General features: G+C 65.9%; 15 protein-coding genes. 10 read left to right on the top strand and 5 right to left on the bottom strand.

Annotation, left to right across the window (positions count from 1 at the left end):
* Positions 1-239 precede the first annotated feature (239 nt).
* Together AC0Z2B_RS31845 and AC0Z2B_RS31840 are read left to right on the top strand one after the other, a co-directional pair.
* Positions 240-545 carry an NIPSNAP family protein gene (locus AC0Z2B_RS31845; RefSeq protein WP_473002844.1) on the top strand — a complete coding sequence of 102 codons (306 nt, stop codon included), beginning with the start codon at positions 240-242 and terminating at the stop codon, positions 543-545.
* Between the two features lie 123 nt (positions 546-668).
* Positions 669-1010 carry a carboxymuconolactone decarboxylase family protein gene (locus tag AC0Z2B_RS31840; protein ID WP_476302090.1) on the top strand — a complete coding sequence of 114 codons (342 nt, stop codon included), beginning with the start codon at positions 669-671 and terminating at the stop codon, positions 1008-1010.
* A gap of 6 nt (positions 1011-1016) precedes the next feature.
* On the opposite strand, the gene AC0Z2B_RS31835 is transcribed toward AC0Z2B_RS31840, so the two are convergent.
* On the bottom strand, positions 1017-1904 hold the full coding sequence (locus tag AC0Z2B_RS31835) for a LysR family transcriptional regulator (protein ID WP_476302087.1): 888 nt from the start codon (positions 1902-1904) through the stop codon (positions 1017-1019).
* A gap of 103 nt (positions 1905-2007) precedes the next feature.
* On the opposite strand from AC0Z2B_RS31835, the gene AC0Z2B_RS31830 reads away from it, so the two are divergent.
* Positions 2008-2997: a zinc-dependent alcohol dehydrogenase family protein gene (locus tag AC0Z2B_RS31830; RefSeq protein WP_476302085.1), complete on the top strand. Its 990-nt coding sequence runs from the start codon at positions 2008-2010 to the stop codon at positions 2995-2997.
* Positions 2998-3000: 3 nt separating this feature from the next.
* Here AC0Z2B_RS31830 and AC0Z2B_RS31825 read toward each other — a convergent pair whose 3' ends face one another.
* The gene (locus AC0Z2B_RS31825) at positions 3001-4536 is read right to left on the bottom strand and encodes a cryptochrome/photolyase family protein (protein WP_476302082.1); all 1536 of its coding nucleotides are present in this window, start codon (positions 4534-4536) and stop codon (positions 3001-3003) included.
* A 154-nt stretch (positions 4537-4690) separates the two neighbouring features.
* Positions 4691-5578, bottom strand: coding sequence for a LysR family transcriptional regulator (locus AC0Z2B_RS31820; protein WP_476302079.1), 888 nt, complete (start codon positions 5576-5578; stop codon positions 4691-4693).
* A 134-nt stretch (positions 5579-5712) separates the two neighbouring features.
* Between AC0Z2B_RS31820 and AC0Z2B_RS31815 the strand changes: the two genes are divergently transcribed.
* The 3 genes from AC0Z2B_RS31815 to AC0Z2B_RS31805 all read left to right on the top strand — a co-directional run bounded on the left by AC0Z2B_RS31815 (position 5713) and on the right by AC0Z2B_RS31805 (position 9607).
* Positions 5713-7071, top strand: a complete 1359-nt coding sequence (locus AC0Z2B_RS31815) for an MFS transporter (RefSeq protein ID WP_476302076.1) — start codon at positions 5713-5715, stop codon at positions 7069-7071.
* A gap of 109 nt (positions 7072-7180) precedes the next feature.
* Positions 7181-9382 carry an OsmC domain/YcaO domain-containing protein gene (locus AC0Z2B_RS31810; protein WP_476302074.1) on the top strand — a complete coding sequence of 734 codons (2202 nt, stop codon included), beginning with the start codon at positions 7181-7183 and terminating at the stop codon, positions 9380-9382.
* 15 nt (positions 9383-9397) lie between these two features.
* Positions 9398-9607, top strand: coding sequence for a hypothetical protein (locus AC0Z2B_RS31805; RefSeq protein ID WP_416424949.1), 210 nt, complete (start codon positions 9398-9400; stop codon positions 9605-9607).
* Positions 9608-10013: 406 nt separating this feature from the next.
* On the opposite strand, the gene AC0Z2B_RS31800 is transcribed toward AC0Z2B_RS31805, so the two are convergent.
* Positions 10014-10307 carry a DUF3077 domain-containing protein gene (locus tag AC0Z2B_RS31800; RefSeq protein ID WP_476302072.1) on the bottom strand — a complete coding sequence of 98 codons (294 nt, stop codon included), beginning with the start codon at positions 10305-10307 and terminating at the stop codon, positions 10014-10016.
* Between the two features lie 862 nt (positions 10308-11169).
* Here AC0Z2B_RS31800 and AC0Z2B_RS31795 point away from each other — a divergent pair.
* Positions 11170-12285 carry a Gfo/Idh/MocA family protein gene (locus AC0Z2B_RS31795; protein ID WP_476302070.1) on the top strand — a complete coding sequence of 372 codons (1116 nt, stop codon included), beginning with the start codon at positions 11170-11172 and terminating at the stop codon, positions 12283-12285.
* A 9-nt stretch (positions 12286-12294) separates the two neighbouring features.
* Here the strand turns inward: AC0Z2B_RS31795 and AC0Z2B_RS31790 are convergent, their stop codons facing one another.
* Positions 12295-13149, bottom strand: a complete 855-nt coding sequence (locus AC0Z2B_RS31790) for a CAP domain-containing protein (protein ID WP_476302068.1) — start codon at positions 13147-13149, stop codon at positions 12295-12297.
* A gap of 164 nt (positions 13150-13313) precedes the next feature.
* On the opposite strand from AC0Z2B_RS31790, the gene AC0Z2B_RS31785 reads away from it, so the two are divergent.
* From AC0Z2B_RS31785 to katG, 3 genes are all read left to right on the top strand, one after another.
* Positions 13314-14168, top strand: a complete 855-nt coding sequence (locus AC0Z2B_RS31785; protein WP_476302066.1) for a sugar phosphate isomerase/epimerase family protein — start codon at positions 13314-13316, stop codon at positions 14166-14168.
* Between the two features lie 111 nt (positions 14169-14279).
* Positions 14280-15035: a YkgJ family cysteine cluster protein gene (locus AC0Z2B_RS31780; RefSeq protein ID WP_476302064.1), complete on the top strand. Its 756-nt coding sequence runs from the start codon at positions 14280-14282 to the stop codon at positions 15033-15035.
* 222 nt (positions 15036-15257) lie between these two features.
* Positions 15258-17528: a catalase/peroxidase HPI gene (gene katG, locus AC0Z2B_RS31775; protein WP_476302062.1), complete on the top strand. Its 2271-nt coding sequence runs from the start codon at positions 15258-15260 to the stop codon at positions 17526-17528.
* Positions 17529-17609 lie beyond the last annotated feature (81 nt).

The following is a 17609-nucleotide window of genomic DNA, read 5'->3' as shown; positions in this document are numbered from 1 at the left end:
CAGAGCGGAGAGGTGAATGGCGGTTCTGCTGCTACACGTGCTTATCAACACTGCTGCCGAACAACCTGCCATTCACCGCTCTCACCCCAGATTCTATTCCCTTCTCTAGACACAAGCTGCCGAAGGCGGCGTCCAGGCTCACCGCAGTATGCCGGGAAAAGCGCGGCGCCTTGGACGCGGCCTGGTGGCCGCTGCTACGGGGGCGGGTACAATGGCGGTTTATTCAAGGGACTGTTGCCATGATCACCTGCCACGTCAAATACGTCATCGACCCCTACCAGCTCGCCGCGTTCGAGCGCTACTCGCGCCAATGGATCGGCCTGGTGACCCGCCTGGGCGGCCAGCACCACGGTTATTTCCTGCCGGCCGAAGGCGCGAACAACATCGCCTATTGCCTGTTCAGCTTCCCCAGCCTTGCCGATTACGAGCGCTACCGCCAGGCGGCGGCCGAGGACGCGGAGTGCGTGCGGCTGGTGGAAGAGGCGACCGAACTCAAGTTCATCCTGAGCTATGAACGCAGCTTCTTGCGGCCGGTGCTTGAGTGACACAGTGCGCGCCTGCGACGCCTGGACAATAAATCGGACCACTGGGACAAGACCGTACCCAGCAGCAGGTAGACACTGAGGTGCTCGCGGCGCAACCCCGCGCCGACCTCAGGAGATACCACCATGTTCAGCCATTGGCCAGACCTGCTCGGCACTATCAAAAAATCCTTTGGTGCCCTTTCGCAATCCAACCCCAAGATGGTCAAGGCCTACATGGCCCTTGGCGACGCCGCGGCGGAAAACAACGTGCTGGACGCCAAGACCCGCGAGCTGATTGCGTTGGCGGTGGCCATCACCACGCGCTGCGACGGTTGTATCGGCAGCCACTCGGCAGCCGCCATTGCCGCCGGGGCTACCCGCGAAGAGGTTGCCGCGGCCTTGGCCACGGCGATTTCCCTGAATGCCGGCGCGGCGTATATCAATTCGCTGCACGCGCTGGAGGCGTATGACGCACTGAAGCAATGACGGCGCTCAATACTCCCTGAACGCCGCCGTGGCAAAGTCCAGGAAACTGCGCAGCTTGGGCGTCAGCTGCCGGTCCGGGGCGTACAGCAGGTGCATCGGCGAGGCGGGGGCCTGGTATTGCGGCAGCAGCGCCAACAGGGTGCCGTCGCGCAGGGCATCGCGTACCAGTTCCTGGGGTTGCAGCACCACGCCCAGGCCGGCGATGGCGGCGGCCAGCAGCGGGTCACCCTGATTGATGGTCAATCTGCTTGTAATCGGTATGTCGACCAGGCCTTCCGGGCCTTCGAAACTCCAGTGCGAGCGGCCGTCGGCGAAGGCGAAGCCCAGGCATTCGTGCTGTTGCAGGTCCCAGGGGCTGGTCAACGCCGGGCGCCGCCCCAGGTACGAGGGGGCGGCGCACAGCACCAGCCGGTAGGGCGCCAGGGGGATGGCCTTGAGGCCGCTGTCGGGCAGTTCGCCGATGCGGAACACGGCGTCGTAGCCGCCGTCCACCAGGTCGACCATGCCGTTGTCCAGGGCCAGGTCCACAGCCACCTGCGGGTAGCGCACCATGTATTCGAGCAGGCGCGGCGACAGGCTGCGCATGCCGAAGGTCACCGGCGCGTTGATGCGCAGGCGCCCGCTGGGCACGCCACGGGTCACTGCCGCCAGGTTTTCCGCGGCCTCCATGTCGGCCAGGATCAGCTTGGCCCGCTGGTAGAAGGCCCGGCCGAAGTCGGTGACGCTCTGCCGCCGGGTGGTGCGGCTGAGCAGCGACACCCCCAGGTGTTCTTCCAGCAGTTTCACCTGTTTGCCCACCAGCTGCGGCGACAGCTTGAGCTCGTCCGCGGCGGCGCTGAAGGAGCCCAGCTCCACGGCCTTGACGAAGGTGGCCATTTGGGTCAAGCGGTCCATTCCAAACCTTTTGTTTCTAGTGTCGGCCTATCCTAGGCCTTTATCCCGCTGCCACCAACCTCTAGATTGGCGGCCATGTCACCCATCATCTGGAGTTAAGCCCATGGCACGCATTGTCAGGATTCATCAATACGGCGACGCCAGCGTCCTCGCCCTGGAAACACTGGACGTCCCGGCGCCGGCGGCGGACGAGGTGCAGATCAACGTCAAGGCTATCGGCCTGAACCGCGCGGAAGTGATGTTCCGCAACCACGCTTATTTACAGGAAGCCGAGTTTCCCTCGCGCCTGGGCTACGAGGCAGCCGGCATTGTCGCCGCGGTGGGCAGCGCGGTGACCGACGTGGCCGTGGGCGACGCGGTCAGCCTGATTCCGCCGCTGGACATCGCCCGCTGGGGCACCTACGGCGAGGTGGCCAACGTGCCGGCGTACCTGGTGGTGAAGCACCCGGACACCCTCAGCTTCGAGCAGGCGGCCGCGTCGTGGATGCAGTACGTCACCGCCTGGGGCGCGCTGATCGAACAGGCAAACCTGCAGCGCGGCGACACCGTGCTGGTGACCGCCGCCTCCAGCAGCGTCGGCCTGGCCGCCCTGCAAATCGCGCGCAGGGTCGGCGCCACGGCGGTGGCCATCACCCGCACCCGCGCCAAGGCCCAGGCGCTGCTGGACGCCGGCGCGGCCCAGGTGATTGTCAGCGATGAAGAAGACATCGTCGCGCGGGTCATGGCCCTGACCGGCGGCGAGGGCGCCCGCGTGGTGTTCGACCCCATCGGCGGCCCCGGTTTCGAGGCGCTGACCCAGAGCATGGCCCGGGGTGGCATCCTTCTCGAATACGGTGCCCTGAGCCCCGAGCCGACGCCGTTCCCGCTGTTCACCGTGCTGGGCAAGAGCCTGACGCTGAAGGGTTACCTGTACGCGGAAATCGTCAGCGACCCGGCGGCGCTGGCCCGCGCCAAGGCCTTTATCCTTGCCGGGCTGGCGTCGGGTGAGCTGGCGCCGATCATCGCCAAGACCTTTACCCTGGACGAGATCCAGCAGGCACACCGTTACCTGGAAGCCAACCAGCAGGTGGGCAAAGTCGTCGTCAGCGTGTAAACCCTACAGCTGCTGGCCGGCATCCAGCCGGGCCAGCAGCGTCTGGCCGCGGTCCCACAGCGCCAGCTGTTTCTCCTCGGTCATCCGCGCCAGGTTCTTGTAGACCATGGCCATGCGTGGGTTGTGGCCCAGGCGGTCGCGGTGGCGGATCACGAAATGCCAGTACAGCGCGTTGAACGGGCAGGCGTCCTCGGTGGTGCTCTCGCTGACCTTGTACGCGCAGTCGCCGCAGTAATTGGACATGCGCTTGATGTACTGGCCGCTGGCGCAGTAGGGCTTGGAACCCAGGTAGCCGCCGTCGGCGTGCATCACCATGCCCAGGGTGTTGGGCAGTTCCACCCACTCGAACGCGTCCATGTAGATGGCCAGGTACCACTCGCAGATCTCGCTGGGGGTGATGCCCGCCAGCAGGGCGAAGTTGCCGGTGACCATCAGCCGCTGGATATGGTGGGCGTAGGCGTGGGTGAGGCTTTGGCCGATGGCCTGGCGCATGCAGTGCATGCGGGTGTCGGCGGTCCAGTAGAACTCCGGCAGCGGGCGGCTGTTGCCGAACAGGTTGCCCTGGGCGTACTCGGGCATCTGCAGCCAGTACACGCCGCGCACGTATTCGCGCCAGCCGATCAACTGGCGAATGAAACCCTCGGCAGCGTTCAGCGGCACGCTGCCGGCCCAGTAGGCGGCTTCGACGTCGCTGCACAGCTGGCGCAGGTCGAGCAGGCCGATGTTCAGCGCCGCGCTGATGCGCGCGTGGAACAGGTACGGCTCATTGCTGGCCATGGCGTCCTGGTAGTCGCCGAACGCGGCCAGGCCAAAGTCGAGGAAGTGCGCCCACAGCGCCTGCGCCTCGGCGTGGGTCACCGGGTAGTCGAAGCTGGCCAGGCTGCCGTAATGGCTGGCGAAGCGCCGCGCCACCAGGGCGATGACCTCGTCGGTGATGGCGTCGCGGGGCACGTGCAGCGGGTAGGGCGCCACCACCTTTTTCGGCAGCGGCTTGCGGTTGTCCTCGTCGAAATTCCACGCGCCGCCCACCGGGCTGCCGTCGCCGTTGAGCAGCAGCCGGCTCTTGCGCCGCATTTCGCGGTAGAAGAACTCCATGCGCAGCTGCTGCTTGCCCTTGGCCCAGCGGCGGAACTCGTCGCGGCTGCACAGGAAGCGGCTGTCGTCGTGCCACTGCAGGGCCAGGCCGCAGTCGCGCATCGACTGCTCCAGGCGCCAGTCGCCGCATTCGGTGACGTGCACCTCGGCGGCCTGGGTCAGCGCCTGCCAGCGCAGCAGTTCGCCGGGTATCGAGCCGCTGTTGCCGGCGTCTTCCAGGTGCACGTACTGCACCGTGAAACCGCGCTGGCGCAAGGCTTCGGCGAAGTGGCGCATGGCGCTGAACACCAGGGCGATTTTCTGCGGGTGGTGGGGGACGTGGGTGGCTTCCTCCATGACTTCCACCAGCAGGATGCAGTCGTGCCGGGGGTCGATGCCCTGCAGCGAGGGCAGGTCGAAGGACAGCTGGTCGCCCAGTACCAGGCAGAGGCGGCGGGTGGTCATGGTGGTGGTCGCTGGTTGAAAACTTATACCAATATAGGTTTTTGTATAGGTTATGTATAGCTATTGCCGTGCTTTACCCGATGCTCCGTGGGGGCAGGACGCAGCCTGGCGGCAGCTGCTACGGGGGGCTCTGTAGCAGCGGCCGCAGGCCGCGTCAGGGGCGGGCAAAGTAGGTCGCGGCCATGCGCAGGAACGGCCCCACCGCTGGGTTGGCGTTGTCGCGGCGCACCACCATGTACACCTCGGCGTGGGGCTGGGTGCCTTGCAGCGGCCGGAACTGCAGGTGCCCCAGGTACAGCTCGCGCGCCGCCGCCGGCACGATGGCCAGGCCCAGGCCGGCTTTCACCAGCCCCAGGATCGAGTGGGTCTGGCCCAGGAAGTAGCGATAGTCGGGGCACACCCCGGCCAGGCTGAACAGCCCGGCAATGCGGTCGTAGAAATAGCCGCCTTCGTCCTGGGAATACATCACGAACGGATGGCGGTCGAGGTCGGCGAGGGCGATCTCGGCCTGGGCCGCCAATGGGTGGCGCTCGGGCAGCGCCACCAGCAGCGGCTCCTGGCTGATCAACTGGTAGTCGATACCGGGGCGGGCGGCCGCGCGACGCACGAAGCCGATGTCGATCATGCCGGCTTCCAGCGCCTCCATCTGCGCGCCGGAGACCATCTCGCGCAGGTCCACGCCGACGTTGGGCAGCACCTGGGTGGCGTGCTCCAGCAACTGCGGGATCAGCCGGTAGCCGCTCACCGCGGTGAAGCCCAGCAGCAGCTGGCCCAGCTCGCCGTGCTCCAGGCGCCGGGCGCTGTCGGCGGCCTGTTCGGTGTAGGCCAGCACATGGCGGGCGTCGCGCAGAAAGTGCTGGCCGGCGGTGGTCAGCTTGACCTGGCGGTTGCCACGGTCGAACAACGTCACCCCCAGCGAGCGCTCCAGCAGCTGGATCTGCCGGCTCAGCGGCGGCTGGGTCATGAACAGGCGCTGGGCTGCGCGGCCGAAGTGCAGCTCCTCGGCCACCATCACGAAACAACGCAGTTGGTGCAGTTCCACGATTCAATTCTTGTATGGGTCGATTCAGTCTCTATGTTAGACGCGCATCGATGAATTTCCTACCCTGAAGCCACCCCGTTCCTACCGCTCTATTCCAACAATAAAGCTTCCCACCGAGGAGGCCGGAGAGACCCATGAACGTCAAGACCGCTTCGTTGGCAACCCCCATTGCCGAGGCCAGGGTGGGCCGCCGCCGCTTCGTCATCCTCTCGCTGATTTTCATCGTCACCGTGCTCAACTACGCCGACCGCGCCACCATGTCCATCGCCGGCACCGGCGTGGTCAAGGACCTGGGCCTGGACCCGGTGATGCTCGGCATGATCTTCTCCGCGTTCGCCTGGGCCTACGCCCTGGGGCAGATTCCCGGCGGTTGGCTGCTGGACAAGTTCGGCGCACGCCGGGTGTACGGCTGCAGCCTGCTGCTGTGGTCGCTGTTCACCATGATGCAGGGCACCGTGGGCTGGTTCGGCGTGGTGGGTTCCAGCGCCGCCATCACCCTGTTCGGCATGCGCTTCATGCTGGGCCTGGTGGAGTCACCGGCGTTCCCGGCCAACAACCGCATCGTTTCCTGCTGGTTCCCCACCAGTGAGCGCGGCACCGCCTCGGCGCTGTTCAACTCGGCGCAGTACATGGCCGTGGTGGTGTTCGCGCCGCTGATGGCCTGGCTGACCCACGCCCTGGGCTGGGAGCACGTGTTTTTGTGGATGGGCGCGTTGGGCCTGGTGGCCACGGTGTGCTGGTTCCTGCTGTACCGCGAGCCCCACAGCGACCCGCACCTGAGCCGCACCGAGTTGGACTACATGCGCGAAGGCGGCGCGCTGGTGGACCTGGAAGCCACGCGCAAGGCCAGCAAGCCGAAATTCACCTTCGCCGAAGTGGCGCAGCTGTTCACCAACCGCACCCTGTGGGCCATCTACCTGGGCCAGTACTGCATCACCGCGCTGACGTATTTCTTCATCACCTGGTTCCCCATCTACCTGATCAAGGGCCGCGGCCTGACCATCATGGAAGCCGGCTGGGTGGCGGCGTTGCCGGCCATCTGCGGCTTCTCCGGCGGCGTGCTGGGCGGGGTGGTGTCGGACTACCTGATTCGCCGCGGCATGCACCCTTCCACCGCGCGCAAGACGCCGTTCGTGATCGGCATGACCCTGGCCGCCAGCCTGGTGTCGGCCAACTTCGTCGACGCCAACTGGCTGGTGATCGCGCTGATGGCCCTGGCGTTCTTCGGCAAGGGCCTGGCGGCGGTGGGCTGGGCGGTGCTGTCGGACACCGCGCCCAAGGGCATGGTCGGCCTGAGCGGCGGGGTGTTCAACGGCATCGGCAACATCGCCGGCATCGTCACCCCGGTGGTGATCGGCTTCGTGGTGGCGTCCACCGGCTCGTTCGACAAGGCCCTGTGGTTCGTGGCGGCCCACGGCGTGCTGGGTATCTTCGCCTACGTGGTGCTGGCCGGGCGCTTCGAACGGGTGGAGATCCGCCCGCCGCAGGCGTGACGAAAAAGCGATGAAGCGGGGCGGGGGACGGGGATTGGCCAAGACTTTTGCCGTGGAACACCGGATAATGCGGGCCATATTGTATCGCTCGTAATTATGGTAATTCCGCATGGAAATCAAGGTCAACTTTCTCGACAACCTCCGTCTCGAAGCCAAGTTCGATGACTTCACGGTGGTGGCCGACCAACCCATCCGCTACAAGGGCGACGGCTCGGCCCCCGGCCCGTTCGACTACTTCCTGGCGTCGTCGGCGTTGTGCGCGGCCTATTTCGTGAAGTTGTACTGCGAAACCCGCAACATCCCCACCGACAACATTCGCCTGTCGCAGAACAACATCGTCGACCCGGAAAACCGCTACAACCAGATCTTCAAGATCCAGGTCGAGCTGCCCGCCGACATCTCCGCCAAGGACCGCCAGGGCATCCTGCGCTCCATCGACCGCTGCACCGTGAAGAAGGTGGTGCAGACCGGCCCCGAGTTCATCATTGAGGAAGTCGAGAACCTCGACGCCGACGCCCAGGCCCTGCTGATGCTGGACGCCTTGGCGCAGACCAGCACCTACATCGCCGGCAAGGACCTGCCGCTGGAGCAGACCATCGCCAACATGTCCGGCATCCTCGCCGGCCTGGGCATGAAGATTGAAATCGCCTCGTGGCGCAACATCGTGCCCAACGTCTGGTCGCTGCACATCCGCGACGCGCAGTCGCCGCTGTGCTTCACCAACGGCAAGGGCGCCACCAAGGAAAGCGCGCTGGCCTCGGCCCTGGGCGAGTTCATCGAGCGCCTGAACTGCAACTTCTTCTACAACGACCAGTTCTGGGGCCAGGACATCGCCAATGCGCCGTTCGTGCATTACCCCAACGAGCGCTGGTTCCAGCCCGGCCGCAAGGACGCGCTGCCCAAGGAAATCCTCGACGAGCACTGCCTGGCCATCTACAACGCCGACGGTGAGCTGCGCGGCTCGCACCTGTACGACACCAACTCGGGCAACATCGAGCGCGGCATCTGCTCGCTGCCCTACGTGCGCCAGTCGGACGGCGAGACGGTGTACTTCCCGTCCAACCTGATCGAGAACCTGTTCCTGAGCAACGGCATGAGCGCCGGCAACACCCTGGCCGAAGCCCAGGTGCAGTGCCTGTCGGAGATCTTCGAGCGCGCGGTGAAACGCGAGATCCTCGAAGGCGAGCTGGCGCTGCCGGACGTGCCCCAGGAGGTGCTGGCCAAGTACCCGGGCATCGTCGCTGGCATCGAGGGCCTGGAGGCCCAGGGCTTCCCGGTGCTGGTCAAGGACGCGTCCCTGGGCGGTGAATTCCCGGTGATGTGCGTGACCCTGATGAACCCGCGCACCGGCGGCGTGTTCGCCTCCTTCGGCGCCCACCCAAGCCTGGAAGTGGCGGTGGAGCGCAGCCTCACCGAACTGCTGCAAGGCCGCAGCTTCGAAGGCCTGAACGACCTGCCGCAGCCGACCTTCGAAAGCCACGCGGTGATGGAGCCGAACAACTTCGTCGAGCATTTCATCGATTCGAGCGGCGTGGTGTCGTGGCGCTTCTTCAGCGCCAAGTCCGACTTCGAATTCGTCGAGTGGGACTTCTCCGGCCAGGGCGAAAACTCCAACGAGGAAGAGGCCGCCACCCTGTTCGGCATCCTCGAAGGCCTGGGCAAGGAAGTGTACATGGCCGTCTACGACGACCTGGGTGCCACCGCCTGCCGCATCCTGGTGCCCGGTTATTCCGAGATCTACCCGGTGGAAGACCTGATCTGGGACAACACCAACAAGGCGCTGTTCTTCCGCGAAGACATCCTCAACCTGCACCAGCAGGACGACGACGGCCTGCGCGACCTGGTGGGGCTGCTGGAAGAAAGCGAGCTGGACGACTACACCGACATCAAGACCCTGATCGGCATCGAATTCGATGAAAACACCGCCTGGGGCCAGTTGACCATCCTGGAACTGAAGCTGCTGATCCACCTGGCGCTGAAGAACTTCGAAGAAGCCAAGGAACTGGTGGAAACCTTCCTGCAGTTCAACGACAACACCGTCGAGCGCGGGCTGTTCTACCAGGCCGTGAACGTGGTGCTGGAAGTGGAGATGGACAGCGACCTGGCGCTGGAAGACTACGAAGTGAACTTCCGTCGCATGTTCGGCAACGAGCGCATGGACGCGGTCATCGGCACGGTCAACGGCAGCGTGCGCTTCCATGGCCTGGCCCCTACCAACATGCAGCTCGAAGGCCTGGACCGTCACCTGCGCCTGGTGGAAAGCTACAAGAAACTGCACGCGGCGCGCGCCAAAGCCGCCGGCATTCTGTAAAGACAAGGAAATACCGTGAAGCAACGCATCGTCGAAGAAATCGCCCAGCACCGTCGTGATGGCGAAAAAGTGGTAGAGCTGCACCTGTGGTCCAAAGCCGCCGCCGACGCGGTCACCAAGGCCAAGGAATACGTGGATGGCGAGTTCATGGGCATCCCCGTGCAGCTGCCGCAGGATGGCGTGAACATCCCAGGCATGGACTTTATCGTCATCGTCGAAGGGTGATACGGCCCGTAGCAGCTGCCGCAGGCTGCGTCGCTGGCAACGCCGCCCCATCAGGCCATGGCACGGTGCAACAGATGCAGCAGCACCTGTCTTGAAATGGCGTCGTCTGCATCGCGACTAAAGTCGGCTCCTACCGCGTTCGTGGTAGGAGCCGGCCTTGGCCGCGATGCAGGCAACGCGATCCAAGCGGTACACGCATTCGCGTAGCAGCTGCCGCAGGCTGCGTCGCGCCGCGGGCGGCGCTCGATCGCCAGCGCGCCGCCTAACCCAAGACAAGCACCTGCAAACCACCCCGCAACCCGCGTAGCCGCTGCCGCCAGGCTGCGCTGGCCTCGGCGTGCGCTGGAGATTTCCCGTGTACGCAAGGCCCGACGCAGCCTGCGGCAGCTGCTACGTCCATACCGCGTTACGGAGCGCTGCGTTCGTGCTCGGCCAAGCCATTGATCAGTGCATCCGCAAGACCTTTCGCCGTTTCAATCTGATGCAACGCCGACCACACGAGCCCTCGTTGTGGCAGGTCGCTGTCGGTGAGTTCGTAAGCGGCTTCGTGCGCGGATTTGAGCAACTGGGAGATTTGCACCAAGGTGTCTTCCAGCGAGATGCCAGCGCGTACGAGGTAGAAGGGTTGGTCCTGGGCGTCGCACGCGCCGAAAGGGGTGGCGGTGGTGGTGGGCAAGCGGCTGGGGATTTCGAAATTCATGTCATTTCCTATTCCATCATGGATAACCCCTCGCTACCAAACGAAAGGAGGTGGCAATACGCAGGTTGGTAGACCGGGGAAATGATCCGGCGCACGCGAACGTGCCCTACGCATGCCACCATAACGGGGCGCTGCGTAATTTCCTTCGGGCTACCACACCCGGCTGCTGAGGATTCAACAACCGGCGCAGATTAGTACCGCTGCCCGGGGCCCACAACCTTACCCGAGCAAATCAGAATCGTCCTACGCTTGGTCCTACAGACGTATGTCAAAACAATACGGTTCCGGGCAGCAATGGTGGCAACGTCGATCCAGCGGGCTCAGGTTGGGACGGTGCAAAAATGTAGCACCGGCCATCAGGCCGGGTCGCGCCGCGCGGGCGGCGCTCGATCTCCAGCGCGCCGCCTAACCCAAGACAAGCGCCCGCAGGCCACCCCGCAATCCGCGTAGCCGCTGCCGCCAGGCTGCGCTGGCCCTGGCGTGCGCTGGAGATTTCCGGTGTACACGAGGCCCAGCGCAGCCTGGCGGCAGCGGCTACGCGGATTGTGGTGGATCTGATGGGCATGTCGGATGATCGCGTGATGGCTGTGGGGGGCATGCCTTGAGGTTGCTGGCGCGCTTGAGATCGAGCGCCGCCCGCGCGGCGCTTCGGGGGTAGAACCCCCTCCCACGTTTGTTGCACCGTGCCGTGGCCTGACAGATAGGCGTTGCCAGCCTTTGTTTGATTGCCTGATGGGTTTGTGTTGCCAGCCTGGGGTGCATGCCAAGGGAATGAGTTTAAAAATTAAAATTCTGTCCTTGATTAAACAGAATTTATATTCCATAACTAGCTCATCCCAAAAACAACAACAGGCACCTCTCCATGCACGAACTCGGCATCGGTCTCATTGGCACAGGCTTCATGGGGCGTGCCCACGCCCTGGCGTTTCGCAATGTCAGCGCAGCGTTCGAGCTGCCCGTTTCCCTGCGCCTGGCCGCGCTGGCCGACGCCGACCCGCAGCGGGCCAGCCAGTGCGCGCAGGCCTGGGGCTTTGCCACGGCGCACAGCGATTGGCAAAAACTCATCGATGACCCGGCGGTGAACGTCGTCGCCATCACCACCCCCAACCACCTGCATTTCCCCATGGCCATGGCCGCGCTGGCGGCGGGCAAGGCGGTGTATTGCGAGAAACCGCTGGCGGTCAGCCTCGAGCAGGCCGAGCAGATGCACCAGGCCGCCAAGGCTGCCGGGGTGGTGACGCGGGTGGGCTACAACTACCAGCACAACCCCATGATCGAGTGGGCGCGGCAGATGGTGCGCGACGGCGAGCTGGGACAGATCATCAGCTTCGACGGCGAGTTCTGCGAAGACTTCATGGCCGACGGCCAATCCCCCTGGTCGTGGCGCTGTGAAGCGCAGCACGCCGGCGGCGCCCTGGCCGACCTGGGCAGCCACCTGCTGGCCATGGCCCGCTACCTGATCGGTGACGTGCAGGCGGTGTGCGCCGACAGCCAGACCGTGCACACGCAGCGCCCGGCCGTGGCCGGTGGCCGCGAGCTCAAGCCCATCGTGGTGGACGACCACACCCAGGCCTTGCTGCGCTTCGCCAACGGCGCGCGCGGCACCGTCAGCAGCAGCTGGCTCAAGCACGGCTACAAGAACCACCTCAGCTTCGAGATCAGCGGCACCCTGGGCACCCTGAAGTTCGACCAGGAACGCCTGAATGAACTGCAACTGTGCCGCGCCGGCCAGGCCGGCTTCCAGCGGCTGCTGGCGGGCCCGGCGCTGCCAGGCTACGCGGCGTTCAGCCCGGCGCCGGGCCATCAGTTGGGTTACAACGAACTCAAGACCCTGGAAGTGCACGCGCTGATCATGGCGCTGGCCGGGGAAGGGCAGGTGGGCACCGATTTCGCCGAGGCGCTGGCGGTGGAGCGCCTGGCCGCCGCCATTCGCGTGGCGGCCCGTGAACAGCGCTGGGTGCAGGTGCAGTCGGTGTAGCGCCAGGCGTTATTGCTGGCTGCCGAACATCCCGGTCCAGTAGATACCCGCGTCGCTTTTCGGGTCGGTGGCGTAGGCGGCGCCCAGGTCACGGAACTGCGGGTTCATCAGGTTGGCGCAGTGGCCCGGGCTGGCCAGCCAGCCGGCCACCACCTTGCGCACGCTGTCCTGGCCGGCGGCGATGTTCTCGCCCAGCGCCTGGGCGCTGTAGCCGGCCAGCTCGGCGCGGTCGCCGGGGGTGTGGCCGTCGCGGTCCAGGTGGTCGAAGTAGTTGCGGTTGGCCATGTCCTGGGCGTGCGCCTGGGCCGCGCCGGCCAAAGTGGCGTTCCAGGCCAGGGGCGGCGCCGGGTTGAACGCCTGGGCGCCGCAGGTATGGGCCTGGGCGCGGGCGCTGTTGATCTGCGCCAGCAGCTTCTGGCCCTCGGCGGGCGAGTCGCCCAGGCCGCCGGCCAGCAACGGCCGCGCCACCACGATGCGCCAGTCGCGGCCCTCGTGGCTCACGCCAATGTCGATGAACTGCGGGTCGAGCACCACCTTGCAGAAGCTTTCCTGCACCGCCGCCATGGCCGCTGGCGCATCGCGCGGGCCCGACAGGCTGATGGCCTGCACGCTGACCATGGGGTAGCCGGCGCGGGCCATGGCGTCGCGCAGGTCGCCGCCGCCGCTGGCAGGCAGTATCAGCCGCGGGTCCTGGTTCAGCGGCGGCAGCTCATGGGACGCCTGGCCGTCGCAACGTTGCACCTGGCCACGAAACTGGTTGATCGAGTCCATGAGCAGCGACTCGTCACTGGCAGCGGCGTGGGCAGCCAGCGTCAGGCCCAGGGACAGGGTGGCCAGGCGCAGGGCAGGTGGCAAAGCGGGCATGGTGTTCTCCATGGTCAAGCAGCAATAGACGATTCTAGCGTAACCGCAAGTCGAGACTGAGTGGTCGTTTACCGCACATTTTTAAACAAAGAATGAAGAAGGAAATTGGAATTTCATTCCACTTTGGCGCATGTTCAGTGTCCAGAACAATAAGGAGCGCCCTGATGAAAGTCGCCATCGATTCCTACTGCTATCACCGTTTCTTCGGCGAAGTCTATCCAGACCTCGAAACCGACCCCGGGGTTCGCATGAGCCTCGCAGATTTCATCCAGCGTGCGCAAAACCACGCTGTACAAGGGGTTTCCATCGAGTCGTTCATGCTGACCGACGCCTCGCCCCGGGCGCTGGCCAGCCTGGGGCAACAGCTTCGGCACGCGGGGCAGGAACTGGTCTGGGCCTGGGGCCACCCCCATGGCCTGGGCTCGGGCAGCCGCCCCGAGGCCTTGGCCGACCTCGAGGCTCACGTTGATATCGCCCGCACCCTGGGCGCGCGCGTGATGCGTATCTGCGCCGGCGGGCGGCGCACCCGGCCAGCCTCGTGGGCCGAGCACAAGGCCGGCTTGATCCCGCTGCTCGAAGCCGCCTCCGATTACGCCGGGGCGCGGGGCGTGACCCTGGCCATGGAGAACCACGTCGACCTGCACGCGCCGGAAATCCTGGAATTGCTGGCCGCCGTGGCCAACCCGGCCCTGGGCGTGTGCCTGGACACCGCCAACAACCTGCGCCTGTTCGACGACCCGCAGCGGGTGATCGAGCAACTGGCCCCCCACGCCAAGGCCACCCACCTCAAGGACATCTGCGCCTGGCGCGGCAGCCCGCGGGAGTTCGGTTTCTGGCCCAGCGTGCCGTTGGGGCAGGGCCTGATCGACATCCCACGGACCCTGGCGGTGCTGCGCGACCACGGCTTCGACGGCCTGCTGGCGCTGGAACTGGATTTCCTCCATCCCGACCATGGCCCGGAGGAAGCGGCCATCACCCGCAGCCTGGCGTACCTGCGCGAGGCGTTGGCGGGGCTGTAGGCGCGGGGACCGATGAAGCCACCTCAGCAATGCATTAAGGGAGTTTCATCAACGCAATCGTGTCAGGTGTGTATGCTTTGCGACACATTTGTCTGGATCGTGCCCGCCTGTATGACCTCACTTGCCCAACCCCCCGTGCACCCACCGTTTAATTGCGTGGGGTGTGGCGCCTGCTGCAAGGGCCGCTTCATTCCCCTGACCCTGGACGAAGCCCGCCACTGGCTGCGCCGCGGCCATGACGTGGCGGTGCTGCTGGAGGCGTTTGAGCAGGGCACCTGGCCGCAGTCGGCCGAGGCCTACGCCTACAACGTGCGCCGCGCCGCGCCGGTCGAATGTGGCGCCCAGACCCTGCAGGTGACGGCGATTTTCGCCGGCCAGGCCATTCCGCGCTGCCCCAACCTGCGCGAGGACGACCTGTGCGGCATCTACGCCGAGCGCCCGCAGGTGTGCCGCATCTACCCCATGGAGATCAACCCGTTCATTGAGCTGCGCACCGGAGACAAGGACTGCCCGCCACCGGCCTGGGCACCGGAAGGCCTGCTGGCCACTGACGGCGACGCCGAACTGAACCGCGCCATCGAGCACTCGCGCCAGGCCGACCGCGCCGACGCGGCGCGCAAGGTCGCCGCCTGTGCGGCGCTGGGGCTGACCACGGCGGCCTGGAAGGGCAATGGCCTGGCCATTTATTTCCCCGCCCGCGAGGCGTTGCAGGGTGCCCTTGATGCGCTGGATACCCCGGCCACGGTAGCCGCGACGGCCAGCTGGCAGGTGCGTGCGCAGGCGCCCGAGTTGCGCACACAGTTGGCCGGCATGGGCGTCGCCCTGGATGACCGCGAAACGGTCGACTACCTGTTCCACCCGGTGTGAGAGCGCGGCTCTATCGCCCCCCAAGACCCAGGCTATTAGCCCTAACGCCCACACCCGTCTAGGCTGTCTCTACCGCCGTCGCCCGTCGACCGGCCGGAACCTGATAGGGAGATAATAATGAGCCAGGTGGCCCCGCCAACCCGTTGATCGTCAGCGCTTTTCCCATTCACCTGGCCAGCACCTCATGTCATTGATTTACATCGACAATAAGGTAGAGCAATCATGGCAAACGAATCGAAATGCCCGTTCAACCATGCCGCCGGCGGCGGCACCACCAACCGTGACTGGTGGCCCAACCAGCTGAACCTGAAAATCCTCCACCAGCACACCGTCAAGTCCGACCCCATGGGCGATGGCTTCGACTACGCCAAGGAGTTCAAGAGCCTGGACTTCGCCGCGGTGAAGCAGGACCTGCTGGCGGTGATGACCCATTCCCAGGAGTGGTGGCCGGCCGACTTCGGCCACTACGGCCCGCTGTTCATCCGCATGGCCTGGCACAGCGCCGGCACCTACCGCACCGGTGACGGCCGCGGTGGCGCGGGGGCCGGGCAGCAACGCTTCGCACCGCTCAACAGCTGGCCCGACAACGTCAGCCTGGACAAGGCGCGCCGGCTGATCTGGCCGGTGAAACAGAAGTACGGGCGCAAGATCTCCTGGGCCGACCTGATCGTGCTCACCGGCAACGTCGCCCTCGAATCCATGGGCTTCAAGACCTTCGGCTTCTCCGGGGGCCGCGCCGACGTGTGGGAACCGGACGAGGACGTGTACTGGGGCAATGAGAAAACCTGGCTGGGCGGCGACGTGCGCTACGGCAACGAACAGCAGAAAGCCCAGCCGCCCGGCGATGGCACCCTGGTGGCCGAGCCTGACCTGCACGGCAGCGAAAGCAGCCGCACTGACGGCGGCCGCCACCTGGAAAACCCCCTGGCCGCGGTGCAGATGGGCCTGATCTACGTCAACCCCGAAGGCCCGGACGGGCAGCCTGACCCGGTCAAGTCAGGCATCGATATCCGCGAGACCTTCGGCCGCATGGCCATGAACGACGAGGAAACCGTGGCGCTGATCGCCGGTGGCCACGCCTTCGGCAAGACCCACGGCGCCGGCCCCGCCGACAACGTCGGGCCAGAGCCTGAAGCTGCCGGCCTGGAAGAGCAGGGCCTGGGCTGGCGCAACAGTTTCCGCAGCGGCAAGGGCGGCGACACTATCACCAGCGGCCTGGAAGTGACCTGGACCTCCACCCCTACCAAGTGGAGCAACGAGTACCTGGAAAACCTCTTCGGCTTCGAGTGGGAACTGACCAAGAGCCCGGCCGGCGCCCATCAGTGGACGCCGAAAAACGGCGCTGGCGCCGGCAAGATTCCCGACGCCCACGACCCGAGCAAACGCCGCGCGCCGACCATGCTGACCTCGGACCTGGCGCTGCGCTTCGACCCGATCTACGAGCCCATCGCCCGCCGTTTCCTGGCCAACCCCGACCAGCTCAGCGACGCCTTCGCCCGTGCCTGGTTCAAGCTCACCCACCGTGACATGGGCCCGCTGGCCCGCTACCTGGGCCCGGAAACGCCCAGCGAAGAGTTGCTGTGGCAAGACCCGCTGCCGGCTGTTAACCACGCGCTGGTCGACGACAACGACGTGGCCGCGCTGAAAGCCAAGGTGCTGGCCTCGGGGCTCAGCGTGGCGCAACTGGTGTCCACGGCCTGGGCGGCGGCGTCCACCTTCCGCGGTTCGGACAAACGCGGCGGCGCCAATGGCGGCCGCCTGCGCCTGGCGCCGCAGAAGGACTGGGAAGCCAACCAGCCGCAGCAGCTGGCCAAGGTGCTGGGCACCCTGGAAGGTATCCAGCGTGACTTCAACAGCGCGGCGGCGGGGGGCAAGCAGGTATCCCTGGCCGACCTGATCGTGCTGGCCGGCAACGCCGGTGTCGAGCAGGCGGCGAAAAACGCCGGCCACAGCGTCACCGTGCCGTTCCGGGCGGGCCGCGTGGACGCGTCCCAGGCGCAGACCGACGTCGAATCGTTCGGCTTCCTGGAACCGATCGCCGATGGCTTCCGCAACTACCTCAAAGGCAAATACCGGGTGTCGGCCGAGCACCTGCTGGTGGACAAGGCGCAACTGCTGACCCTCACCGGCCCCGAAATGACCGTGCTGCTGGGCGGCCTGCGGGTGCTGGGCGCCAACGTCGGCGAGAGCAAGCACGGGGTCTTCACCCAGCGACCGGGGACGTTGACCAACGACTTCTTCGTCAACCTGCTGGACATGGGCGTGGAGTGGCGGCCGCTGTCGGCCGACAACGACACCTTCGAGGCCCGCGACCGCAAGACCGGCGCGGTGAAATGGACGGGCACCCGGGTTGACCTGGTGTTCGGTTCCCACGCGCAGCTGCGCGCCTACGCCGAAGTCTACGGCAGCGCCGATGCGCAGCAGCAGTTCGTCAGCGACTTCGTGGCGGCCTGGGACAAGGTCATGAACCTGGACCGTTTCGACCTCGCCTGACTCCCCCGTAGCAGCGGCCGCCAGGCCGCGTCCGGGGCGCCACGGTCTTCCAGACTGACCGCGTCGCCCCGGACGCGGCCT

It is taken from the genome of Pseudomonas sp. GYB4201 (assembly GCF_056312595.1).
The sequence above is the reverse complement of the archived record's forward strand: the minus strand, read 5'-3'. Positions and strand labels throughout refer to the sequence as shown.

Coding starts and splice junctions, on each gene's coding strand:
- AC0Z2B_RS31845 (WP_473002844.1), top strand. CDS start 240: ATGATCACCTGCCACGTCAAATACGTCATCGACCCCTACCAGCTCGCC.
- AC0Z2B_RS31790 (WP_476302068.1), bottom strand. CDS start 13,149: ATGCCCGCTTTGCCACCTGCCCTGCGCCTGGCCACCCTGTCCCTGGGC.
- AC0Z2B_RS31830 (WP_476302085.1), top strand. CDS start 2,008: ATGGCACGCATTGTCAGGATTCATCAATACGGCGACGCCAGCGTCCTC.
- AC0Z2B_RS31835 (WP_476302087.1), bottom strand. CDS start 1,904: ATGGACCGCTTGACCCAAATGGCCACCTTCGTCAAGGCCGTGGAGCTG.
- AC0Z2B_RS31785 (WP_476302066.1), top strand. CDS start 13,314: ATGAAAGTCGCCATCGATTCCTACTGCTATCACCGTTTCTTCGGCGAA.
- AC0Z2B_RS31815 (WP_476302076.1), top strand. CDS start 5,713: ATGAACGTCAAGACCGCTTCGTTGGCAACCCCCATTGCCGAGGCCAGG.
- katG (WP_476302062.1), top strand. CDS start 15,258: ATGGCAAACGAATCGAAATGCCCGTTCAACCATGCCGCCGGCGGCGGC.
- AC0Z2B_RS31825 (WP_476302082.1), bottom strand. CDS start 4,536: ATGACCACCCGCCGCCTCTGCCTGGTACTGGGCGACCAGCTGTCCTTC.
- AC0Z2B_RS31795 (WP_476302070.1), top strand. CDS start 11,170: ATGCACGAACTCGGCATCGGTCTCATTGGCACAGGCTTCATGGGGCGT.
- AC0Z2B_RS31780 (WP_476302064.1), top strand. CDS start 14,280: ATGACCTCACTTGCCCAACCCCCCGTGCACCCACCGTTTAATTGCGTG.
- AC0Z2B_RS31810 (WP_476302074.1), top strand. CDS start 7,181: ATGGAAATCAAGGTCAACTTTCTCGACAACCTCCGTCTCGAAGCCAAG.
- AC0Z2B_RS31800 (WP_476302072.1), bottom strand. CDS start 10,307: ATGAATTTCGAAATCCCCAGCCGCTTGCCCACCACCACCGCCACCCCT.
- AC0Z2B_RS31840 (WP_476302090.1), top strand. CDS start 669: ATGTTCAGCCATTGGCCAGACCTGCTCGGCACTATCAAAAAATCCTTT.